General features: G+C 45.8%; 23 protein-coding genes and 1 tRNA gene. 13 read left to right on the forward strand and 11 right to left on the reverse strand.

Going from position 1 to position 22,825, the window contains the following annotated elements; all coding sequences use genetic code 11:
* Positions 1–45 precede the first annotated feature (45 nt).
* From KNO90_RS00060 to KNO90_RS00070, 3 genes are all read left to right on the forward strand, one after another.
* Complete coding sequence (locus tag KNO90_RS00060; RefSeq protein WP_214740506.1) at positions 46–480, forward strand: OsmC family protein; 435 nt, start codon at positions 46–48, stop codon at positions 478–480.
* 74 nt (positions 481–554) lie between these two features.
* On the forward strand, positions 555–1,043 hold the full coding sequence (locus KNO90_RS00065) for a GNAT family N-acetyltransferase (RefSeq protein WP_214740508.1): 489 nt from the start codon (positions 555–557) through the stop codon (positions 1,041–1,043).
* Positions 1,044–1,098: 55 nt separating this feature from the next.
* The gene (locus KNO90_RS00070; protein ID WP_214740510.1) at positions 1,099–2,094 is read left to right on the forward strand and encodes a Gfo/Idh/MocA family protein; all 996 of its coding nucleotides are present in this window, start codon (positions 1,099–1,101) and stop codon (positions 2,092–2,094) included.
* 170 nt (positions 2,095–2,264) lie between these two features.
* On the opposite strand, the gene KNO90_RS00075 is transcribed toward KNO90_RS00070, so the two are convergent.
* Positions 2,265–3,299, reverse strand: coding sequence for a PTS sugar transporter subunit IIC (locus tag KNO90_RS00075; protein ID WP_215112712.1), 1,035 nt, complete (start codon positions 3,297–3,299; stop codon positions 2,265–2,267).
* 259 nt (positions 3,300–3,558) lie between these two features.
* On the opposite strand from KNO90_RS00075, the gene KNO90_RS00080 reads away from it, so the two are divergent.
* Positions 3,559–6,222 (forward strand): cation-transporting P-type ATPase, encoded by a 2,664-nt coding sequence (locus tag KNO90_RS00080; protein WP_215112713.1) that lies wholly within the window; start codon positions 3,559–3,561, stop codon positions 6,220–6,222.
* A gap of 57 nt (positions 6,223–6,279) precedes the next feature.
* Positions 6,280–6,408 carry a hypothetical protein gene (locus KNO90_RS14745; protein ID WP_285800710.1) on the forward strand — a complete coding sequence of 43 codons (129 nt, stop codon included), beginning with the start codon at positions 6,280–6,282 and terminating at the stop codon, positions 6,406–6,408.
* A gap of 63 nt (positions 6,409–6,471) precedes the next feature.
* Here KNO90_RS14745 and KNO90_RS00085 read toward each other — a convergent pair whose 3' ends face one another.
* The 3 genes from KNO90_RS00085 to KNO90_RS00095 form a co-directional block, all read right to left on the reverse strand.
* Entirely contained in the window at positions 6,472–6,744 is a 273-nt protein-coding gene (locus tag KNO90_RS00085; RefSeq protein WP_215112714.1) for a hypothetical protein, read from the reverse strand.
* A gap of 62 nt (positions 6,745–6,806) precedes the next feature.
* Positions 6,807–7,448, reverse strand: a complete 642-nt coding sequence (locus KNO90_RS00090; protein WP_215112715.1) for a hypothetical protein — start codon at positions 7,446–7,448, stop codon at positions 6,807–6,809.
* 84 nt (positions 7,449–7,532) lie between these two features.
* On the reverse strand, positions 7,533–7,889 hold the full coding sequence (locus KNO90_RS00095; protein WP_214740518.1) for a PilZ domain-containing protein: 357 nt from the start codon (positions 7,887–7,889) through the stop codon (positions 7,533–7,535).
* A 147-nt stretch (positions 7,890–8,036) separates the two neighbouring features.
* On the opposite strand from KNO90_RS00095, the gene KNO90_RS00100 reads away from it, so the two are divergent.
* Entirely contained in the window at positions 8,037–8,285 is a 249-nt protein-coding gene (locus KNO90_RS00100) for a hypothetical protein (protein WP_214777110.1), read from the forward strand.
* Between the two features lie 37 nt (positions 8,286–8,322).
* On the opposite strand, the gene KNO90_RS00105 is transcribed toward KNO90_RS00100, so the two are convergent.
* The 6 genes from KNO90_RS00105 to KNO90_RS00130 all read right to left on the reverse strand — a co-directional run bounded on the left by KNO90_RS00105 (position 8,323) and on the right by KNO90_RS00130 (position 14,876).
* The gene (locus tag KNO90_RS00105; RefSeq protein ID WP_214740522.1) at positions 8,323–9,018 is read right to left on the reverse strand and encodes a queuosine precursor transporter; all 696 of its coding nucleotides are present in this window, start codon (positions 9,016–9,018) and stop codon (positions 8,323–8,325) included.
* A gap of 530 nt (positions 9,019–9,548) precedes the next feature.
* Positions 9,549–10,790: a hypothetical protein gene (locus KNO90_RS00110; RefSeq protein WP_215112716.1), complete on the reverse strand. Its 1,242-nt coding sequence runs from the start codon at positions 10,788–10,790 to the stop codon at positions 9,549–9,551.
* Positions 10,791–11,037: 247 nt separating this feature from the next.
* Positions 11,038–11,108: transfer RNA gene (locus tag KNO90_RS00115), tRNA-Thr, on the reverse strand.
* 107 nt (positions 11,109–11,215) lie between these two features.
* Positions 11,216–13,579, reverse strand: a complete 2,364-nt coding sequence (locus tag KNO90_RS00120; RefSeq protein ID WP_483299190.1) for an immune inhibitor A domain-containing protein — start codon at positions 13,577–13,579, stop codon at positions 11,216–11,218.
* A gap of 153 nt (positions 13,580–13,732) precedes the next feature.
* Positions 13,733–14,524 carry a class I SAM-dependent methyltransferase gene (locus KNO90_RS00125; protein WP_215112717.1) on the reverse strand — a complete coding sequence of 264 codons (792 nt, stop codon included), beginning with the start codon at positions 14,522–14,524 and terminating at the stop codon, positions 13,733–13,735.
* A 40-nt stretch (positions 14,525–14,564) separates the two neighbouring features.
* Positions 14,565–14,876, reverse strand: a complete 312-nt coding sequence (locus KNO90_RS00130) for a hypothetical protein (RefSeq protein WP_012726238.1) — start codon at positions 14,874–14,876, stop codon at positions 14,565–14,567.
* Positions 14,877–15,057: 181 nt separating this feature from the next.
* On the opposite strand from KNO90_RS00130, the gene KNO90_RS00135 reads away from it, so the two are divergent.
* From KNO90_RS00135 to KNO90_RS00165, 7 genes are all read left to right on the forward strand, one after another.
* Positions 15,058–15,921 carry a cation diffusion facilitator family transporter gene (locus tag KNO90_RS00135; RefSeq protein ID WP_214740529.1) on the forward strand — a complete coding sequence of 288 codons (864 nt, stop codon included), beginning with the start codon at positions 15,058–15,060 and terminating at the stop codon, positions 15,919–15,921.
* A gap of 85 nt (positions 15,922–16,006) precedes the next feature.
* Complete coding sequence (locus KNO90_RS00140; RefSeq protein WP_214740531.1) at positions 16,007–16,483, forward strand: N-acetyltransferase; 477 nt, start codon at positions 16,007–16,009, stop codon at positions 16,481–16,483.
* A 47-nt stretch (positions 16,484–16,530) separates the two neighbouring features.
* Positions 16,531–17,520, forward strand: a complete 990-nt coding sequence (locus tag KNO90_RS00145; RefSeq protein ID WP_215112718.1) for a LacI family DNA-binding transcriptional regulator — start codon at positions 16,531–16,533, stop codon at positions 17,518–17,520.
* 107 nt (positions 17,521–17,627) lie between these two features.
* Positions 17,628–18,566 carry a carbohydrate kinase family protein gene (locus tag KNO90_RS00150; protein ID WP_215112719.1) on the forward strand — a complete coding sequence of 313 codons (939 nt, stop codon included), beginning with the start codon at positions 17,628–17,630 and terminating at the stop codon, positions 18,564–18,566.
* Between the two features lie 2 nt (positions 18,567–18,568).
* Positions 18,569–19,999 (forward strand): sucrose-specific PTS transporter subunit IIBC, encoded by a 1,431-nt coding sequence (locus tag KNO90_RS00155; RefSeq protein ID WP_215112720.1) that lies wholly within the window; start codon positions 18,569–18,571, stop codon positions 19,997–19,999.
* Positions 20,000–20,018: 19 nt separating this feature from the next.
* On the forward strand, positions 20,019–21,437 hold the full coding sequence (locus tag KNO90_RS00160; protein WP_215112721.1) for a glycoside hydrolase family 32 protein: 1,419 nt from the start codon (positions 20,019–20,021) through the stop codon (positions 21,435–21,437).
* Positions 21,438–21,538: 101 nt separating this feature from the next.
* Positions 21,539–21,952 (forward strand): YhfM domain-containing protein, encoded by a 414-nt coding sequence (locus KNO90_RS00165; RefSeq protein WP_215112722.1) that lies wholly within the window; start codon positions 21,539–21,541, stop codon positions 21,950–21,952.
* A gap of 22 nt (positions 21,953–21,974) precedes the next feature.
* Here the strand turns inward: KNO90_RS00165 and KNO90_RS00170 are convergent, their stop codons facing one another.
* Positions 21,975–22,820 (reverse strand): alpha/beta fold hydrolase, encoded by an 846-nt coding sequence (locus KNO90_RS00170; RefSeq protein ID WP_214740543.1) that lies wholly within the window; start codon positions 22,818–22,820, stop codon positions 21,975–21,977.
* Between the last annotated feature and the right edge of the window lie 5 nt (positions 22,821–22,825).

A 22,825-nucleotide genomic window follows, 5' to 3' on the forward strand; every position in this document is an offset into this window, starting at 1 on the left:
AATGAGGGAATAGGATGCTATCAAATGAAATAGGGGGATCAGATGATGAACATGGAAGTCGTTTGGAAGAAAGGGATGGCGTTTGAAACACATACGCCATCTGGACACAAGGTGACACTTGATGCGTCAGAGGACGTCGGTGGGCTCGATACGGGACCTCGTCCGACGGAAATGTTACTTCACGCGACCGCATCTTGCACGGGAATCGATATCGTGTCAATTCTCCACAAGATGCGCCAGCCAATCGAAGCGTTTGAAATGAAAATTGATGGGGTGCGGGCGACCGAACATCCGAAACGCTTTACAGCCATTCACATCTTGTATATCCTGAAAGGCGAGTTATCGGAAGAACGAGTCCGCCGGGCCATCGCATTGTCCGTCGAGCGTTATTGTTCCGTATCGCATAGCCTCAATGCGACATTGACGTATAGCTATCAATTAAACGATGGAGACGTCACTCCGTTTGATCTTCAACAGTGAGCAAGATGGTTGAAAGGCATAATGTTCTCCGTTATATTTGTATTTCAAATACTGTATGACTAAAGGAGGACGTTATGATTCGACTCGCGACGAAGCGCGATGCCAAACACATCGCGAACCTAATCGAACAACGAGCCGTAGCGCTAAATGAACAAGGAAGCGACCAATGGACCGAATATTTGGAACAGGACCTCGTAGAGCGTGTGCGCACTGATATTGCGGAAGGCAGTGTATATGTCTTTGAAGATGACCAACAAATTTTAGCTTCAATCGCATTGTTACCTCCAGATGAGTGGGATGATCACTTATGGGACGACAGTGAACGTGGACAATATATCCACCGAATCGTCGTCAGCGAAAAACTAAAAGGGCAAGGCGTCGGACAGCAGCTCATGGAGCATGTCTTAGAGGAAGCCGATGAAGATGAACCAATTCGTCTTGATTGTGTCGCTGACAATGAATTTCTAAATGATTACTATCCACGTTTCGGTTTCGTCTTTGTCGATTCACGAAACGGATACAATACGTTCGAATACAGATTAGATGAGAGCATGAGTGCATAAGGGTCATTAGACCCTTTTTTTGATATAATAACAAAAGCGAAAAGGAGGGTTTTATATGATTAAAACCATGTTGGTAGGATTCGGATTCTCGGCGAACACGTTCCATTTGCCGTTCTTAAAGGCCATTGATTCATTTGAAGTGAGTGGCGTCGTGTCATCGCGGCCGGAAGAAGTGCAGGCTGAATTACCTGGTGCCACGGTATATGCGACATTAGAGGAGGCGCTTCAATCGGATGCTTCTCTATATGTCATCACGACACCGTCGCATTTACATAAAGAGATGATTGTTGCCTGTCTTGAGGCAGGAAAAGATGTGCTCGTTGAAAAACCAGCATTTCTGACAACGGAAGAAGGATACGAGTTGATGGCACTTGAAGAAAAGTCGAAGGGCATCGTCAACGTTTATCAAAACCGTCGTTACGACGGAGACTTCTTGACGGTTAAGTCGTTACTTGATTCGAATGAGTTAGGAGACTGGAAAGTGGTTGAATCTCGATTTGATCGTTTCCGTCCGAATGTACGTGACCGGTGGCGTGAAAATGCAGGACCCGGTTCAGGTATTTTATTCGATTTAGGAAGTCATCTGATTGATCAAACGCTCGCTTTATTTGGAAAGCCGGATCGTATTCAAGCAGATGTGATGATTCAACGGGATGGCGGACAATCCGATGATGGGTTCCATCTGACTTTCTATTATGGTGAAAAGCGAGTATACCTTCGTTCGAACCCGTTCATCGCTGGAGAAACACCTCGGTTTGAAGTGCACGGCACACTTGGAAGTTTCGTGAAATATGGACTTGATCCTCAAGAAGAGGCTCTGAAGCAAGGCAAGTTAGAAAGTGATTTATTAGAGACTGGCGTATTATCGAAAGAAGAGGTTGCATCGATTCAAATCGAGAAAGGGAGCTATTTGTCGTATTATCAACAGTTAGCCCATAGTTATGAGGTACGACAACCAGTCGTTTCTCTAAAGGATGCAACGTTGACAACCCACTTGATTGAACTTGCACGTCAATCCAGTGAGACAGGAACAGTCATCACAGTAGATTGACACGCTTTTTCGTAGATTTACTAAACCGGCGATTAATTCACAATTGGAAAGAACGTGCGATGATTTCTTTGTGAACGTGTCGACACTTTTCTATTGTAAGAACAATCATACGAATCATAAAAAAAATCGATGCCACCGAACAAATTGTTCGAGCGTGCATCGATTTTTTGTTAGGCGGCATCTTCTTCTGTTGATTCGACTTTTTCCGTACGACGGACAATCGGGAAATTTTTGAACAAGCGACTTCCAATCAAGCCGAAACCAATTCCGAGGACAAACAGCACGACGGCTGTAAGCGTGACCGTTTGCCAATCATTAAAACCATACATGACAAGGAGTCCGGGGATTCCAGCTGCCGAACCCGGTGCATCGTTAATCATACCGGTCATGGCAACAATCAACCCGGCGATGGCTCCACCGACAAAGTTGACACTGTAAATCGGAATCGGGTTAGCGGAAATGAGGTCAGCTTGCGTCAACGGTTCGATGGCGACTGAGAGCTGATCCTTCTTTGTTCCGATTTTCAATTGACGGAATAACAAATAATTCATTGAGATGGATGCGGTCAACGCGAGCGCAGCAATCGCCATCGGGACGCCGGTCAATCCGAGCATGGCCGTCAAGGCCATTGAACTGAGTGGTGATGTCGAAACGACTGTGACAATCCCTCCTAAGACAAGACCCATGACGACCGGATTTTGAGTGGCCGCAAGTTCAATCACCGCACCGATTTGCGAGAGGGTGTTTGTCACGAGTGGGTCGACGCCTGTCGCGACAAGACGTGCGAGCGGTGCCATGACGATGACATAGAAGATCATATCGACCCCGGTCGGGAGATAACGATTGATTCGAGTGCCGGCTAAAGCCAAAATGTAACCGGCGAAAAATCCAGGAAGGATTCCAAACCCTGATACGGATAACCCAATCATCAAACTATAGACGGGGTTGATTCCGAGTGCGATGGCGACGAGTGCCGCCGCTGCAGGACCTGACAATGCCCCAGCCGCCTGTCCGACTTCCTCATACAGAGGGAGTGGTAGCAATCCGCCGATGGCATATGCGTTGAACGCTTCGACGAGAAAACTCGCGATTGCTGCACCAGCAAGCGCGCCCATCGCTTTCATTCCGGATGGTGCCTTATAGCTAAACAATGTGAATAAGGCGAGGATGAGCAGTAAAAGTGCAATTCCTTGAATAATGACCATAAACTCTTCCTTCTTTCTCTCTAATTTCATTCATAATTTATTCTATATTCAGGCATAGAAACGCTTATGTAAAGCCAAAATTTCAAGAAAAATTAAAAATGAAAGATGTTACCGTTTACAATTCGAAATGTGATTTCATGTAAGCGATATCTTGGGAAATCGCCAACAATTTGACACGTTTGGACGTGTTGTGGTCCACCAGATTGGGAACAGATAGATGATAGATTTTTCATAAAGTATTTCTCGAGGAGGAAGAACCATGCAAAACGAAGACAGGCAGTGGCACGCGCTTGAAGTCGATGAGGTGCAATCTCAAGTAGAGACTGATCTTGAATCGGGACTCAAGAGAGATACCGTCACTAGTCGACAAGAAGAATTCGGAAAGAACGTGTTACCAGAAAAAGAGAAGACGCCAGAAATAATTAAATTTTTAAAGCAGTTTAACGATATTCTTGTATACGTACTGCTTGGTGCTGCAGTCGTCACGGGCTTCCTCGGAGAGTACATCGATACAATCGTCATTGTGCTTGTTGTCACAATCATCGGTGTCGTCGGATATTTGCAAGAGAATAAGGCAGAAGAAGCGCTCGAAGGAATCAAAAAATTATTAGAAACAAAGGCAACCGTCATTCGAGACGGCAAGCAATCTGAAATCGACTCGAGTGACCTGGTCGTCGGTGACGTCCTCGTTCTCGCAGCAGGGGATAAAGTACCGGCCGACGCCCGTGTCGTACAAGCTGAAAAGTTTAAGGTCGAAGAATCGGCTTTAACGGGAGAGGCGACGACTGTCGAGAAAAAATCAGACATCGTAAAAGAAGAAGCTGTTTTGGCCGATCGGAAGAACATGGTATATTCCGGTACAAGTGTGGCGACAGGAAGTGCCAAAGCCATCGTTATCGCTATTGGAGAAGGGACAGAACTTGGTCAAATCAATGCCTCCATTTCTGAGGTACAAACCGTCAAAACGCCACTGATCCGTCAGACGACTAAATTTGGTCAAACTGTCTCGATTGCGATTTTAATCATCTCTGTCATCATTTATGCGTTTGGTTACTTCCTTCGAGATTACGAACCGGTCGAACTCATGTTGACGACGATTGGATTAGCTGTTGCTGCGATTCCTGAGGGATTGCCGGCAGTCATTTCGATTATTTTAGCACTTGGTGTGCGGAATATGGCTGAGAAAAAAGCGATTGTTCGGAGTTTACCTTCAGTCGAGACATTAGGGGCGGTTTCCGTCATCTGTACAGACAAGACAGGGACGTTAACGAAAAATGAAATGACGGTTAAACAGATTGTGACGGCACATCATGATGTCGAAGTGTCTGGTAGTGGGTACGCTCCGAATGGAGACATTGAACTGAACGGTCAGCCGTTTGACTTGGATGATGATGAGTCGATGGTTGATCTCTTGACCGTCGGTAAAACATGTAATGATTCACAATTGAACGAAGAGGATGGGGACTGGGTGATCAACGGGGATCCGACCGAGGCTTGTCTATTGACAGTCGCGGAGAAAGCAGAGCGTCCCATCGAACGATTGAAAGTGATATCGAAAATTCCATTTGACTCCGAATACAAATATATGGCGACACTCGTGGATTATAATGAGGAGCGAATGATATTTGTCAAAGGAGCACCTGACCGCTTGTTTGAGATGGCTGCTTCAGAAGACTTCACGCAAGACTATTGGGATGAAAAGCGTAAAGAGATTGCTGACCGCGGGCAACGTGTCCTCGGTGCAGGATTCAAACGAGTCGACCATTCAAAACAGTCAATCGACCATGAAGATGTAGAAAATGGTCTAACGTTCCTTGGGTTGTTCGGAATTGTCGACCCGCCTCGCCAAGAAGCGATTGAAGCGGTCGCTGCGTGTCGTGATGCTGGAATCCGAATCAAAATGATCACAGGAGACCATAAAGATACAGCAGTTGCCATCGCAAAAGAACTTGGGATGGAAGTGGAAGGGGCGCTCGAAGGACGTGAATTGACGGATATGTCGGATGAAGAGATTAAAGAAGCATCTATTCATAATGATGTGTTCGCTAGAACGAGTCCAAATGATAAATTACGCCTGGTCAAAGGATTGCAAGAGAACGGCCTAATCACCTCGATGACCGGAGATGGGGTGAACGATGCGCCAGCCTTGAAACGAGCGGATATTGGGGTATCCATGGGCATCAAAGGAACTGAAGTTGCAAAAGAAGCGTCGCAAATGGTTTTAGTCGATGATAACTTCAAGACGATTTACAACGCCGTACGTGAAGGACGTCGAGTGTACGACAACCTGAAGAAAACCATTTTGTTCCTCCTGCCAACGAATGGTGGACAAGCGTTACTTGTTGCAATGAGCATCTTGCTAGGAGCAGCTGCACCACTCAGCCCGGTTCAAATTCTTTGGGTCAATATGGTTGTGGCCGTGACACTTTCATTGGCCATTGCGTTCGAGCCTCTTGAAGAGAGCACGATGAAACGACCGCCTCGACCAGCAAACGTCCCCCTTCTCAGTCGGTATTATATCTTCCGTGTCACGTTAGTATCGATTTTGATTGGGGGAGGTAGTCTTTGGATCAACTACATGCTTGGTGATTTTGATTACTCCACAGAAAAGTTGCAAACGATTACGTTGAACGCGATTGTCATGGCGCAATTGTTCCATTTGTATAACTGTCGAACTGAATTGGTGCCTGCATTCAATCGTCACTTCTTCGAGAACAAGATCGCTTTTCTCGTGTCTGGTTTGCTCATTGCACTCCAATTGTTTATCACGTATGTTCCATTCATGCACACTTTATTCGGAACAGCTCCATTGACATGGGAAGACTGGATTTACCCTGTTGCGTTCGGTCTAGCAGTATTCCTCATTGTGGAGATAGAAAAAGCGATTTCGCGACGCGTGATTGGAAACCAAAACATCCACTGATTTGGTTTTACAACAATGAAAAAAGGATATAAAAAGGAATGAAGAAGGAGGGATATGATGAAGCGCGACGAATCACAACCAGGGGTTCATCCGGACCCAGTACCAGATGATGAATCGAACCCGGCGAAAAAACCGGCTCCGACACAGCATCCCGATCCAGACCCTGAAGATGAATCAAATGAATAAATTATGAAATCGTAAATAATGCCTCCTAGTCGATTGGACTAAGAGGCATTTTTGTGAGTTGGTTTATGATTTGGACTTTACGGAACGGCTGTTTTGTAGCCGATTAAACGTTTTCTCGTTCATATGTTCCGTAATGACAAAATCACCGACCGGACATTCCCATTTCCCTTTTGAGACAACACATTCTTGTAAGGTCACTTTGTCATCGTATAAATCAAGTTCTAACGTATCCTTCAAGAATTGATCTACTTTTGGGTTTGGTACTTTTACGTATTCATTGAATTCAAGTTCTTCATTCTTTACAGTCACGTAAGATGTGACTTGGAAATAACGCATGTGATGGTCTCCTTCATTAACAGCTAATCTTTAGTATAGCCGTTTCTGGTCAAAATGGGGGATCAAAGTTTCATTTCGGCTTGTTCTCGCTTCGGTGGAGCTTCGTTAAACGGTTTCTGATGGCGAATCATGAGCCAAAAAATTAAACCGAAGAGTGGAATGTAAGGGAGTGGCCATAACCCCATTTTATAGCGTTTGGCGTCTCGATTCATTAACGTGATTTGAATGAATGCCAACAAAAAGAAATCGACTGTCATCGTGCGAACGAACTGGTTTTTTTCTACATACGACCAATATTCGGCTACATTCCCTGTGTTCGCTGCGGCAATGAATAGTCCGATGGTCACCAATAGTAATACAACACCCAAAATACGAGTTGGAAGTGGCTTGACGGGTGTCGGATAAGGTGACTGTCTAGCGAAAGCCAAATATGGCGCTAGTAAGAATCCACCAACGAAGAAACTGCTCACTGCAGCAATGAGTGGATTTGGCTTCAACTGGTTCACTTCTGACCAAAGAAGTGGGAATAGTGCCAACGGATAAACGCCTAAAATGCTAAACAATGAAAGGGAATAGCCTTCATAAGCGTCCGTATTATAGGTTATGAAGTCGAGTAAAAATCGTCCGTCAAACGGTACATTTGGACCGAAAATAGCAATTGCGATCGCTAGTCCCCATGGAATCAATAAGAATTTTCTTGTCATACGAACACCTCGTCAATGGTTGATAGTTGTAGTATACCCTCTTTTGGAAACACGAAAAAATGAGAAGATGCATGACGCATGTCCTCATTTATTTTCACGTGCATACGTTTTAATCATCGTGACGAGTTGCTGAGTTTCATCAGACTTCACATCAAGCATGATCCCATAATCATACAGCGAGCCCGTTTGGCCACGGTGTCTGACATGTCCCATCAGTTCGATCGGTTGAAGTGTCGGAACGAGGTCAAAAAGAAAATGGACCTGTAAATCATCAGAGAGCGGGAAGAGATAGTCCGATCGCAGTTTTAATCCATGAGAACTCACATTGAGGAGTAATCCTTCCCCGTCGTATAGTTCTTTTTCTTCCCAAACTAGTCGATAAGGGATGCTACGGGGATTCGGTAAGATATAGCGGAACGTCTCCTGTCGGCGATAACGCATCAATTCACCCCATTTCTTTACTTCTTTTATCGGTAAAATTGAAGTCAAAATGAAGTGGAAATATGTATAAAATTATTGTGTGCTCGCTTTACAGACGTGAGAACGCTTTCTATAATAGATGTACGATTTGAATAGGGAGGAGATCAGATGAATGTTCATGATTTACTCCGACGTTACTCGATTCAAACACCAGTCATCTATGAAAAAAAACGTAACGGGGAGTGGGTTAAACTCGAGTGTCTACCTGCTTATACCATTCTTGAAGTCGAAACGAATGATCACACTATCGAAGCGGTTGCGATTGACGCGTTTAAAGCAATCACAGTCTGTCGAGAGTCGACGTCGATTGAAGAAGCCCGTCCGTATGCTGTGCGTATCCAGATTGAACGACCATAAAAAAGCCGTAACTTCACATTGAAGTTACGGCTTTTGATTATGCGGCATGTTGTTCCGATTCGTCTTGTGGGTTCGTGCGTTTGGCGTAATACATGAACGGAGTCGCCATCCACGCAATCACAAACTTCGCCACGTACGTCGTGATGAAGATATTCCACCAAATGTCCCATTCCATTCCCCAGAACGCGATGATACAAAATGTGAATGTATCAATCAGTTGCGATAAGACGGTCGAACCCGTCGTACGGAGCCAAAGCTTTTTCTCACCCGTTTTTGCGCGAATCTTCGAATAGACGAAGACATCGAACAATTGAGAAACGAGATAAGCGGCAAGGCTACCGAGTGTGATTAACGGAAGCATCGAGAAGAGTGCTTCAAAACTATCGTGCATAAACATCGCTTCTTCAAACGGCTCATATAACAGAGCATATTGCATAAGGACCGTCGAGACGATCAAGATGAAGAACCCGAGCCATACGCCTTTACGGGCAGCGGCTCGTCCGTGCTTTTCGTTCAAAATGTCTGTCGCTAAATAGAGCGAACCGTAGACGATGTTACCGAGTGTGAAAATGTATCCGCCAATTACAATCTGTTGCGTGACTTGAATATTGGCGACGACTGAAGCCATCGCAATCCAAGCATATAAGCCGACTCGTCCGAATAACTTGTAACTGAGGACGAGTAGTCCGAGTGTAAGGATGGCAGAAGGAATCCATAACCATTCGTTTAGCATGAATCATGCTCCTTCCTGTAACTATTCAATGATTTCAACTTTTCAAGTTTATAGAGGAACGGAAATGATGTCAAGGTGAGGGAAGGTGTAGAAATACATATGATAGTGCACGAGCAAATAGAAAGCACCTCCTGATATCGTTTATTGACTAACATGAATATTATCGCTCGCCGTTTCGACGCCCACGCTTTCCGCAGGCAATCCCGGAGCCGCATCGCGACCAAGGTCGCTGCTGGCTCTCCGTCGGATTGCTCTCCTGCAGGAGTCGGGGCGTCGACGGGCGAGCAACGCAAACGATTGTCATCTGGCGGACGTTTGTATTTTTCTAAGACACCGACGGCCGAATAAAAAGTTCACTGGATGTTATTAACCGCTTGATTGAAGGCTAAGGTTGATGCCTCCGTTCATGAAAGGTATGGTGTGATTGAACTATTTCGAAAATAGTCATTGCAAGTTATCTATGTATAAAACTGTGCATTCGCCTGTGCATGGGCGATAAGTGGCACAGTACTGTGCACGAAATATGACGCTTAAAAAGCTAAGTTATTCTTTAAGTTCTCGAGGTAATTAATCGATTCTGTACCGAATATACCTGGTTCTTTCCAATCGGACCAGTCATCTTTAGTCAATAGAATAGTCATCCGTTTTTTCGAAATTTCTAGCTGATTGGCTATTTCTTTTACTGCATCTTGGTCTACGTTCGGCGTAGTTGAATTCTCGAGTTGGCGCATCACTTCAGACATCGTTTTTAATGAATCTATAATCTGTAACACGTCTTTTTTAATATAAGAAAGATTAATTTGGATATCACTTATGGGATAGTTGTCGCAAATTTTGCCACATACGTATATCATCCCAATCATTTCGTGTGTCATATCAATAGTGCGATCTACGGTGATTTCATTATTTATACTCACTTCATTTAATTGTTGTTCTGTAAAGTGTTCTCCTGAAGCTATGTTCGAATTCTCATGTACATCATTTTCGTTTTCTTGTTCTTCAGAAATTTTTTCATTTGTCAAAAGTATCGTATCTTTTAAAGCGGTTTTGTGAAGTCGTTTCGTTCGGGTGCTTTCTGCGTATTCAATCGGCTCATCCCAACTTTCCCACGACTCCGCAATCTGCATTGTTTCGAGTGAATAAGAGGTTGCTTGCAAGTTCTCTTCAAGTTCAAATAATTTTTGCGTGTGCAATTCGGCCGGGTCTTCTAGCGCAATTTCATTCACAATTTCAGACGCCTTCTGTAATTGGTTGCGAGAAGTGGTGATTAATTCTTCCATCGCATCGAAACGAGTTTGGATTTCTTCCAGAGGGAGGTCGCTACACGGGCCATTGCATTCACTCATATTTTTCTTGATGAGGGTGAGGAGGGCGTCGGTACGCGCAATAACTTCATTTACTTCATTGTATCGGTCTGTGTATCCGGCAGGAACTTCTGGCAAAGGTTCAAGCTCGTCCAATACTAAATTAGTATCTATCGTAAGTGTGTCTTTATTTGAAATTTCCCTATCTTCCTCTCCGACTATTTTAATTGCACTAGCGCCAGGTTCTTTTTCTCTTGACGGAGAAGCCGAAACGATAGCGAACAGAATCAGTAGACCAGCCCCAGATACGCTCATCAACTGCCGAGTCGTTCTTTGCATTCTTAACATCTTCACAGTAGGTTGTATGCGCATACCGTGATCTTTTTTCATTTCACCTTTAGCAGCTGAGTGTAATAAGAACGAGATTGCGAGAACAAGAAAACTTATAAGAAACAAAAAGTCTAACACTTTCTTCACTCCCTTCAAATTGTCCCAATCTATTATATCACTTTTTCTGTATATACCTATATTTGTTAAATAAAGTTTAAAATCAACAAAAATAGAATCGATGCCACTAAAAAATATTGTACAGAAAATATTGTACAGAAGAAAAACATAATTTTGATTGAGATATGAACGTGGAAATAAAACGAAAAAGCACTTCCTGAAACATTCAGGAAGTGCTTGTCACCGCTCGATTGAACGGTAGAGTTGATGCCTCCGACGAGAATCGAACTCGTGCTGCAGCATTACCATTGCTGAGGTCTGCCACTAACCTACAGAGGCGTTACACCAACTATGTTACACAGGTTAATCGTCATTTTCAAGCTTTTTTAGAATAATAAGACCCCCAATCTTCGATAGAAGAAGAGTGGAGGTCGAATGCTACATCATTATTGTTTACGGATCCAAACTGCACCTGCAGAGTTATCTTTCGCTTCACCGACCACGTCGATGACGAGACCGTATTGCGGAAGTTTACGTCCTGCATCTGGAATGAGCGAGTTGATGTACGAGTTCGCATCATTGAACTGCTTCACGCCAGCTTGAGCTTTGTAATCGTAGATTCCACGACTTGGTGAATCGATGTACCAAGCAAGTGTCTTATCAAGACTGAACGCCGCATCAGCGATTTGGTAACGCGTGCTACCCGCTACTGTTTGTTGTCCGTTCAAGTTACCGATCAGCGCTTGTGGATGTGAATCGACGACACCGAGGAAGCCTTCACCAGGGTGAACACCGACCCAGTTATCTGTGAACGAGTCATCACCATACCAAACGACAAGACCAGTGTTATATTTCACGCCGCGACCGTTGAGAAGACCCATATCCGACCCAGCGTGGTTACGCCATTCGAGGTAGTAGTAGTGCGGTTTCGTGTCATATCCGTCCGATTTGACGAAGCCTTCGAGCGTGACTTTCTCTGCGCCTTCTGCATCGTCTGCGAGAAGCGATTGACCTTCTGACTTGATTGACAAGTTGTCGAGTGCGAACCCTTCAAGAGCAAGTCCACCGTCTGTTACGTATTCGAATACGATTTGCACGTCTTGTCCAGCGAATTGAGACAAATCATATGATTTGTTTACCCAAGCGCCATTCGTTGATTCAGCACCGTTACCAGTGTCGTCATCACCGTAAACATCAAGGACGACTTCTTTTCCGCCACTAAGTGCTTTCACATACAAGTAATCGTAGTCATACTCGATCTCGAAGCGTGTGTCGAAAGCGAGCGTACCATCAGCGCCGAGTTTGACCGTCGGTGTCGAGAGTACAGTATGCAAGTCGTCGCCTTTTGTCGAGTAGTAATAGTAATCGCCGTATGCCGGCTCAATTCCTTTAATCTTCTTATCAGGAAGGTTGACTTTGATGATTCCTGGATTGTTTGACTTCGTCACAGATTGGTCGAGTTGTGAGACAAACCCTTGTGCGTTAATGTCTTCAAGATCGACTTCTGTGATGTTCGCCCAGTTACCACCCATTACTTTTTGGAAGTAATCTTTGTTTTGTGGTGAGAAGCTTGTTGGTTCCGTACCAGCGACTTTACCAGCCCAGCTACCACCACTCATGATTGACCAAGATTGTACTGGCTCACCTTGACCTGTGTATTGTGTGTCATATTCATCTGGAAGACCGAGGTCATGTCCAAATTCGTGTGCGAAGACGCCGACTGCGCCATCTTCTGGTTGAATTGTGTAATCGTATGCTGCCATTTTACCACCCCAATAAGGGACAGCGGCTTCAGTGTTCGCTACTGGATATACTCCGTTAAGAACCCAGCGGTGTGACCATACGGCATCGTCACCAAGTGCACCGCCACCAGCTTCTTGCCCAGTACCCGCATGGATGATCATCAAGTGGTCGACGAGGCCGTCCGGCTCGTTGAAGTCACCGTCACCATCCAAATCGTATAGGTCATATTGGTCGTGTTCTGAAAGGTCGATTCCAGATGCGACTGCAGCATTCAATGCATCTTTAACGAGTTGACGTGGACCAGGGCCGGCGTTATCGTGTCCGCCAGTTGCACGGTCAGCACCATAGTCTTTTGCAGTTCCAGGAACAGTCAACCATTCTGAAACTTCACCGTCGACCGTGTAACTTCCGCCTGATTGTTCTTCATAATACTGTTTAAATGTTTGAACTTTCTCACCGTTGAACAGTTCAAATGACTGGTCACCGAACATGTAATTCTCGTAATGTTCCTTGCTGAAGTTGTCACTATACATATAGCCTGACTCTTGTTCAATGTTGTTATGTTTGAAATCGCTGTACTCGACGAGAAGAACGAGAACTTTGTCTTCACGAACAGAACCGTTATATGCAGACTGTTGTGCAGGGGAAACCTTCACTTGGCCATTCGGTTTTCCTTTACGATAGTTCGCTTGACCTTTTTTAGCTTTGTCGAGAATACGTTCAGATTCTTTTTCGAATTGATTATGTATCTTCTCTTTTGCTTTTGCAGCTTTTTCATTCAATTCGTCATCGTGCTTATGAGCATCCTTAGCCTCACCTTGTTTTTTCGAGATATACGCATCGACTGCTTTCATTCGTTCAGATGCAGATAATCCTTTTTTGATGACGCCTCGTTTTTCAAGTGCTTTCGCGAGACGATCCTCATCGATGATATTGTGGTCGAACGGAGCGAGCTCGCTTGTTGTCGGAGCAGATGGTGCGACCGAAAGTGGTGCAGCACCGGCAGCCGGAACGAAACTGACCGTCATGGCTGAAGTCATGAGAGCCGCGAGAGTCGTTCGACGCATGGAACGTTTTTTCATTTGTATGAACCTCCTGTAAAAAAATAATGGGAAAATGTGTGAGCTTGTTGTTAATGTACCTTTTGTGTCTGATTAATGTCAATATTCAGAAAATAATATACAAAAAAAGAGTCTAAAGTCCTATTTAGTTAAAATGAACTAAATAGACTCCGACTCTAGGTCGATATATCCGTAATGGAACTTGGACGTTTTACGTTTGATTTGAGTGAAACCGTACTGTTGAAACGCTGGACTTTCAAAATGAGCTTTCAAGACAATCCGTTTCTTAGCTACTCGTTTCGCTTCGATCATCATCTCTTCTGAGAGTGGGGAAGGATCGGCGATTGAGCGAAGTGGGTTCAAATGAACCGACTCTGAAATCGTTTTTTCGAACATCGGATCAAAGTAAATACAATCGAACGAATTCTCATCGCATATTTTTAGGTAGTCTAGTGAATGGGAGTGAACGACTTCAATGCGACGCATTGCTTCATTCACTTGCTCATCTTTCTCGACCCATACGGACATACCCTCGCGAACAAGTTGAGCTGTGATGAATTGACTCTCGAGGCCGATTACTTTACCGCTTGAACCGACGACATGGCTCATGACGATACTGTCCGAGCCTAGTCCGAGTGTACAATCTAGAATATGATCACCCGGTGTTGCTTGCATGGCGTCAATGAGTGGGTCTCTTCCACCTCGGATCAGTTGCTTCACCCGAAAGACAGAGCTCGAAGGGTGGAAAAAGAACGGCTCTGTACTATTCATGGGTGTGAACTCGACACGTCGCTTATCAAATACAAGTACATCTTGCTGATAGCGTTTTTTCAATTCATCCATAGAATGTTTGCGTCTTTCGACAAATTTCATGTTGTACTCTGCAGCATGCGTTTGTGCACGAGATAAGACATCATCTGTCGGGCGTAAACAAGTGGTTACGATATACATGATTCGGGCTCCTTCATAAAAAATGAGACGCAGGTGCGTCTCATTTTTTCTTACTGAGTAAGTCTGATAACTCATCGATGAGTGCTTTATGAGAAGCGAGTTCTTTCTTCTTCTCGTCGTTCACGTTCATCGGACGTTTTGAACGGCTTTGTAGCGCTTCAAGCGTTTCATCGATTGACGATTTCAACGTATCGCGTTCTTCAGGTTTCAAAGATACTTCGTGCGGATTTTCACCAGAAGCATCTAATTCGCGGAGGCGTGCCATCAATTGCTTCGCCTCACGATTCAAATCGATTAATAATCTGTCAATTTGTTCCAATCGTAATTTGATCCCATCTCGTTCTGTAAACATCTGTTTCACCTCTTTTTGCGGTTTAACCCTAAGGTCTCTTCCTGTTTACTTTACCATAAAATTTGTTAAACGAAACTACCGGGAATATATTCCATTTATTTTGGCTGTAAGAAACATTGTTTCTCTATCCCCACACGAATGTCACCTGCTATACTAACTGAGCTAATAAGGAGGTGGGCGGATGGAGACAACAAATCATCCACCAAAAGCGCTCAAGGGAGCGATTGTGTCGATCACGGCATATTTGATCTTATCTATACTAAAAGTATTCTTCGGATACTTATATGAATCAGAGGCAGTTTTAGCCGATGGGTTCAACAATACGACGGATATTATCGCATCCGTCGCCGTCTATATCGGCATTCGGGTTGCGGCATTGCCTCGTGATGCGGAGCATAAGTATGGTCACGCCAAAATGGAGACGATCTCTGCGCTCATCGCTTCATTGATCATGATTGCGGTCGGTATCTTTGTTTTCTTCAATAGCCTGTCTAATTTGATCGGGGGAGAATATGCGGAGCCGAATCCGTTGGCCGCGGTCGTCGCCTTCGTCAGTGCGCTCGTCATGTTCGGGGTGTATCGGTTCAACTTGAACCTCGCGAAGAAAACAAAGTCATTGGCACTTAAAGCAGCGGCAAAAGATAACTTGGCCGATGCGATGATTTCAGTTGGAGCCACACTTGGTGTGTTATTCGCTTATTTTCAACTATCTTGGATGGACACGGTCTTAGCAATTGTCATTGCCGGCATGATTATCCGGACAGCGATTCAAATCTTTTTAGATGCCACCCATCAGCTTTCTGATGGATTTCCACCACACCTCGTCGAGTCTTATGAAGAAACAATTGAACAATTTGAGCGGGTGAAAGAAGTTCGGGAAATTAAAGGACGCCATCTTGGAAATCACGTGATGCTCGACGTGACGATTGCGGTCGATGGCGACCTGACCGTGGATGCGGCCCATGAATTATGTGACGACATCGAACGAAAACTAGATGAACAGCATGCGGTCGATTCGGTGCATATTCATATCGAACCGATTTGACGTTCGGTTATCTTTTGCGCTTGATGAAGGGATTCGTTTATAATAAGCGCAGAGAGATTGAACTACTAGTTAAGGAGGGCACGGGATGAATATCGTGCGTCAACCTATTCGCCAGATTGATGAGATTGAATATGAACATTTTCAAAAATATGGAGAAAACTCATACGGCGTTTCTGCAGAAGAGTTGAAAGGAATCCTCGAGGAAATGGGGTCGGAGCAACTTTATCACGCAGAAGAGCATAGTTATGGAGAGGACTTCTATTACGACTTGATGGTCGATGACAAACTGGTCGGCAAAGTCTTGTTACTCAAGCTTGCCCGCGTTTACCAGCTCGACTTGATGGTGTTTGATGCATACAAGAACAAAGGATATGCGACAGAGGGACTTCGTCTCGCGTTGCTTGATTCGAATTTGATTGACGGGCAGATCGTTCGTGCCGGTATTCCGCCAACGAGCCCACATCAACAAGAGATGCACCATGTTCTCCTGCAGAATGGATTCGAAAAACGAAACGGTCTGTATTATTTAAATTTTAAGAAACGATATGTAGTAAACCATTAAGCTGACGGCGTCTCGCACGTCAGCTTTTTTCATATGGAGGGGTAAGGATGAAGCAAGTCACCATTAAAGACATTGCCGAGCTCGCTGGTGTCGCAAAAAGTACGGTCTCACGCTATTTGAACGGTGGGTCGGTCGGAAAGGCAACAAGGGAAAAACTCGACCGGGTCATTCGAGATACGAATTATGAGCCGAATCAGTTCGCGCAAAGTCTCAAGTCGAAGCAGACGAAGATGATTGGGGTCATCGTTCCACGGCTCGATTCGTATGCCGCCTCACGGACGATGATGGGGATTGATGAACAGCTCACGGAACGAGGATATCAAATGCTCGTCGTCAATACAGCACAACAGACGGAACGAGAAATCGAACAGCTATACAACTTGGCCAAACAAAAAGTAGCCGGGATCATCTGGCTCGGGACGACGGTGACGGAACGTCACCTTGAGGCGATTGAGGCGATTCAAATTCCTGTTCTGTTGATTGGGCAACAGCATGACAACGTGCATAGTCTCGTTTATCCTGACCATGAAGCGGCCAATGCACTCGGTAGTGAGTTTATGAGATGGGGTCATCGGAACGTCGTCTACGTGGGTGTTTCGGAGACAGATATCGCAGTCGGACAAGAGCGACGTGACGGATTTTTGAAATCGTTTCAAGAATCGGGGGCAAATGTCAGAGTCATTCAAACAACGTTTAAGATTGAAGACGCCATTCCAATCGGTGAACAGCTGGCAGATGAGGTCGGCACTGTTTCCTTGATCGTTTGTGCGACAGACAACATTGCGTTAGGCGTATTAAAGGGACTCGCGAATCAAGGGATTGAGGTTCCGAATGACATTTCTGTCAGTGGCTTCGGGGGATATGATTTCACGGAAGTCCTGCATCCATCCATTACGACGGTGCACCTTCCTTATCGCAGAACCGGGTCGAAAGCAGCTGACATGATGCTACAGCTTTTACACGGTGAATATGTCCCGATGAAAACGTTCACAATTTTTGAATTAAAAGTTCGAGAAAGCGTTGACAAGTTAAAATAAATCGTTTACATTTGTGTTGCGGAACCGGTTCCGCAACATTTTTTATTTTAAATTGGAACCGGTACCAATCGTGTAAAGAACTCATTTGATTTTTGGAGGTGGACGATATGAACACCGTACATTGTATCGGCGAATTGTTGATTGACTGGGTATGCGAGGATGCCTCGAGCGATCTCGTCAACGGGACGACGTTCGTCAAAAAAGCAGGAGGCGCACCTGCGAATGTCGCGGCAGTCGTCAGTAAGCACGGGGGACAATCTAGTTTCCTCGGACAGGTCGGCGATGACCCGTTTGGTCTTTTCTTGAAACAGACGTTAGTCGAGAACGGCGTCCGAACAGAAAACCTTGTGGAGTCTGGAGATACGACATTCGCATTCGTATCGATTCAAAAGGACGGAGAGCGGGACTTCACATTCCGTCGCGGAAGTGACGGGGAGTATGCCTTCGAGTCGATCGACTTATCGGTGATCGAGTCAGGAGACATCATTCATTTCGGCTCGGCAACAGCACTACTTGATGGGAAATTGAAAGACGCGTACTTTAAGTTATTACAATTTGCAAAGCGGGATGGCTTGTTTATCTCATTTGACCCGAACTATCGAGATGCGTTGATCACGGACCTCGAGCAATTTAAACAAGATGCGAGACACTTCATCGCGGAATCGGACTTCATTAAATTGAGTGAAGAAGAAGCCCACTTGTTGACCGGTAAAGAGCAACTTGAAGACGCTGTTCAAGCACTACTGCAATTAGGTGCAAAACAGATTGCCATCACACTAGGGTCTCGTGGGACGTTGATTGCGACAAGCACGCATCATGAAATCGTTCCTTCAATCTCAATCGACAGTATCGATTCGACGGGAGCGGGAGATGCGTTCGTTGGAGCTTACTTGTATCGGTTGGCAACGCTCGGGTTTGACCCGGAGCGCTTACGTTCCGACATCGAATATGCAAACGTAACGGGTGCGTTGACATGTACAGCTTATGGCGCTATTCCAGCCATTCCATCACGACAACTTGTAAATGAAACGTTAGGAGGGAAATGAAGATGGATTATAAAAAAGAAGCAGCATCCATACTAGAAGCGATTGGTGGGAAAGAAAACGTTGCGGCAGCTGCCCACTGTGCGACTCGCCTTCGTCTCGTATTGAACGATGAGTCAAAGGTCGATGAGAAAGCACTCGAACAACTTGATGTGGTGAAGGGGACCTTCTCTACAGGTGGACAATACCAAATCATCATCGGACAAGGTACGGTCAACAAGGTATATGCGGAATTTTCACAATTGACTGGTCTTGGAGACATGTCGACGACAGATGTGAAGTCAGCCGGAGCGAAAAAAATGAACCCGCTCCAACAGTTCGTCAAAATGTTATCGGATATCTTCGTTCCAATCATCCCGGCCATCGTCGCCGGTGGTCTCTTGATGGGGATCAACAACTTATTGACGGCACCGGATTTGTTCTTTGATGGACGTTCGTTGATTGACCAGTATCCAGGCATGGCCGACCTCGCAGCGATGATCAATACGTTCGCAAACGCCGCCTTCGTCTTCCTTCCTGTACTCATAGGGTTCTCCGCAGCCAAACGGTTCGGTGGTAACCCGTACCTCGGTGCAGCGCTCGGGATGATCATGGTTCACCCGGACTTGATCAATGCATACGCTCAGGCAAGTGTTGAAGAGATTCCGGTTTGGAACATTTTCGGACTCGAGATTGAGAAGTTAGGATACCAAGGACAAGTCTTACCAGTCCTCGTCTCGACGTATATTTTATCGAAGCTTGAAATTAACATTCGGAAGTTTATGCCGGCATCACTTGATATCTTGCTTACGCCATTACTTTCACTCCTCTTCACAGCGTTCATCACGTTCGCTTTCGTCGGACCGATCACTCGTGAAGCAGGGAACTTGATCATCGATGGGTTAGTATGGACATATGATTCACTCGGTTTCGTCGGTGGTTTGATCATGGGTCTTCTCTACGCCCCAATCGTTATTACGGGGATGCACCATAGCTTCATCGCGATTGAGACACAGCTTCTCGCCGATATCGCGGAAACTGGTGGATCGTTCATCTTCCCGATTGCTGCGATGTCAAACGTCGCACAAGGGGCAGCTACTCTTGCGGTCTTCTTCTTGACTGCTGATAAGAAGATGAAAGGGATCGCCTCAGCATCAGGAATCTCTGCACTACTTGGAATCACAGAGCCTGCCATGTTCGGGGTCAACTTAAAACTTCGTTATCCGTTCATCGCAGCCATCGTCGGTTCAGCCATCGCCTCTGCATTCATCGTTGGAAACGACGTATTGGCAGTAGCGCTCGGTGCTGCCGGATTACCAGGTATTATTTCAATCGCACCGGGTTCGATTATCTCGTATATCATTGGCATGGCCATCGCCTTTGCCGTAACATTCGGATTGACATTCATCCTCGCGAAACGACAAGCAAAAAAAGAAGCGGTCAAACAAGCCGCATAACAAAAAAGGAAGTGACACTATGAATTGGACGAAGGCCGAACGTTATCGTTCACTCCGTGACGTGAGCGCCCTCGAGATGGAGGTGCTCCGTGCAAAGACGGCCGCATCCCCGTGGCGGTTTGGATACCACATCCAGCCGCCGACGGGCCTCCTCAACGACCCGAACGGCTTCGCTTATTACGACGGAGAGTACCATCTATTCTATCAATGGTTCCCGCTCGGGCCAGTTCACGGTCTCAAACATTGGTATCATGTCAGTTCGAAAAATCTCGTGCATTGGACCGACCGCGGGGTGGCGTTAGTCCCTGAAACGAAGGAGGATTCCCACGGTGCCTATTCTGGAAGTGGGTTCGTCGTAAACGACACCCTTCACGTCATGTATACCGGGAATCATCGTACGGACGATTGGACGCGTCACGCCTCGCAAATTATCGGTGTCTTACGTGACGGGATGATCGAGCGGCGCAACGTGGCCATCCCGGATATTCCGGCAGGTTACACGGAACATTTCCGCGATCCGAAAGTATGGGAAGAAGATGGATCATATTATGCGATTGTCGGTGCACAGCGAACGGATGAGACAGGATGTGTCGTCTTATATCGTTCGACCAACTTGAATGATTGGACGTTTTTAGGTGAGGTGAAGACCGAGCTCGAGCAGTTCGGTTACATGTGGGAGTGTCCTGACGTGTTTGAACTGAATGGAAGGCATGTCTTCATTTTTTCTCCGCAAGGGATTGAGCCTGAAGGTCATCGCTATCACAACATCTATCAATCTGGATACGTCACAGGTACGCTCGATTTAGAGACGCTCGTCTTCACGCATGAGTCGTTTGAAGAGCTCGACTTCGGGTTCGACTTTTACGCCCCGCAAACGACGGAGCATGATGGTCGTCGCTTCTTAGTCGGGTGGATGGGCCTACCGGAGATTGAATATCCTACAGACCGGTACGGCTGGGCACATGCGTTGACGTTGCCACGTGAGCTATCACTCGAAGATGGCAAGTTGATACAACGACCAATCCCTGAAATGAAGAAACTCCGAAAAGACCAGTTTGTCAACGAATCAGGGACACGGCTTGACGTGGTTTCACCCGAACGTTTTGAATTGGAACTGTCGACGGCTGGAGAAGACTTCAAACTTGAACTATTGAAGACGGAAGATGAGTCGCTCGTGATTCGGTACGAGAAAGATACACGCGAATTGACCATCGATCGGACAAACGCGGGTGAACCGTTCGCGACGGAGTTTGGGACGACCCGGACAAAAGTGATTGAGGTCACGTCCCTTCATCTGTATGTCGACTCGTCGAGTGTCGAATGTTTCGTCAACGACGGTGACGCTGTGGCAACCCTTCGCGTCTTCCCAAGTGATGGTGAGAAACGGGTCCGCTACGTCGGAGACGAGGCAAGTTTAGTCGGTTGGAAATATGAGTGAGTGTAAAAGCTGAGCGTTTGCTCGGCTTTTTAATTTTTCCAAATGTTGAAACCGTTTCGATTGGATCTACGTATAGATGAAGAGAAGAGAGGGGTGAGAGAATGGATAAAATGATGAAGTGGGTTGATGCAATTCGAACGATTACCGCACCATTTGGGGATCCGATTGGGGAAATTGAGAATGAAGAAGTTGAACGCGTGATGGTGGCGGAGTCATCAGTGCGCGGAACATTCAATCCGGAAGCAGCGTTAGAGTTTCATGAATTGAGCCAGGTGCAGGTGTTTGCGGAAATGCTACGAAGTTCGGAAGAAATCGAATACATTGAGATTGAAGTAGCACCCGATTTTGATCTCTTGCTGCAATTTAAAGGTGGGGAGCAAGAGCGTTATCAGCTTTGGCTCGGTCAACCGAACCGTCCAAGTGTCATCACGAAATTTGGACGGGATGACGTGGTCTACAAGATACCGGAACATACGACGAATCGACTGATTGAAATTTTAGGATTAAATACGTAAAAAGCACCTCTTTTTGAGATGCTTATGAGTTGAATCGGATAAACCGTTCGATTTGTCGCTCTGATTTTCTCGCTTGTCGTCCGACCCAAATGAGATGTCCTGGGCTGTTCAGGATCGTTAACTGAGCATGCGGGATCAATCGCTTCGCGTAATGCGCATGACGAACCGGGACGGCCTTGTCATTTTTTGAATGGACGATGTAGGTCGGGCAGGTGACACCGAGTAAGACCTCACTTGAGACACGTTGTTTTAAATCGAACTGTGCGCCAAGTCCAAATGCCATCTGATTCGCGACACGTTTTAGGAGGAAGATGTCGTATGGTGACACCTCTTCTCGAATCGTCTCGAGTGCCAACACACTCGTCGATTGAATCATACGGGCCGTCGCTTCGAATGGATGTTTTTGAATGGCACGAGCGATGAACTGTTTCATGATGTATTGAAGGGCAATAAATGCGGGTTGGACAATATTTCGACTGACCGTGTCCCGATACGGGAAATCGACGACACTCGTCACGGCGGCAGCGAGGGTCAAGCTGAGTACACGCTGATTCTGTGAAGCGAGCTCGATGGCGGTCGGTCCTCCGGCAGAGATGCCATATACATGATACCGCTCAATCTTTAGCATCTGCATCAAGTGATGGAGTTGTATCGCAAACGCTTGAGGGGATGCTGAAAACGAGTAGGGAGTTTCTCCATATCCAGGCCGAGATGGGACAATGACCCGGAAACCGGACAAAACGAGTTGGTCCACATGGTATGGTTCTAGACTTGAGGACTGGGTCCCATGAATCAGTACGATGACGGGACCGTGACCACGGTCTATATATTCGATTTTTGAGCCGTTGACGTGTGCATAATGTTTCACTAGAG

Source organism: Exiguobacterium sp. s63 (assembly GCF_018617335.1).
Taxonomy (GTDB): Bacteria; Bacillota; Bacilli; order Exiguobacteriales; family Exiguobacteriaceae; genus Exiguobacterium.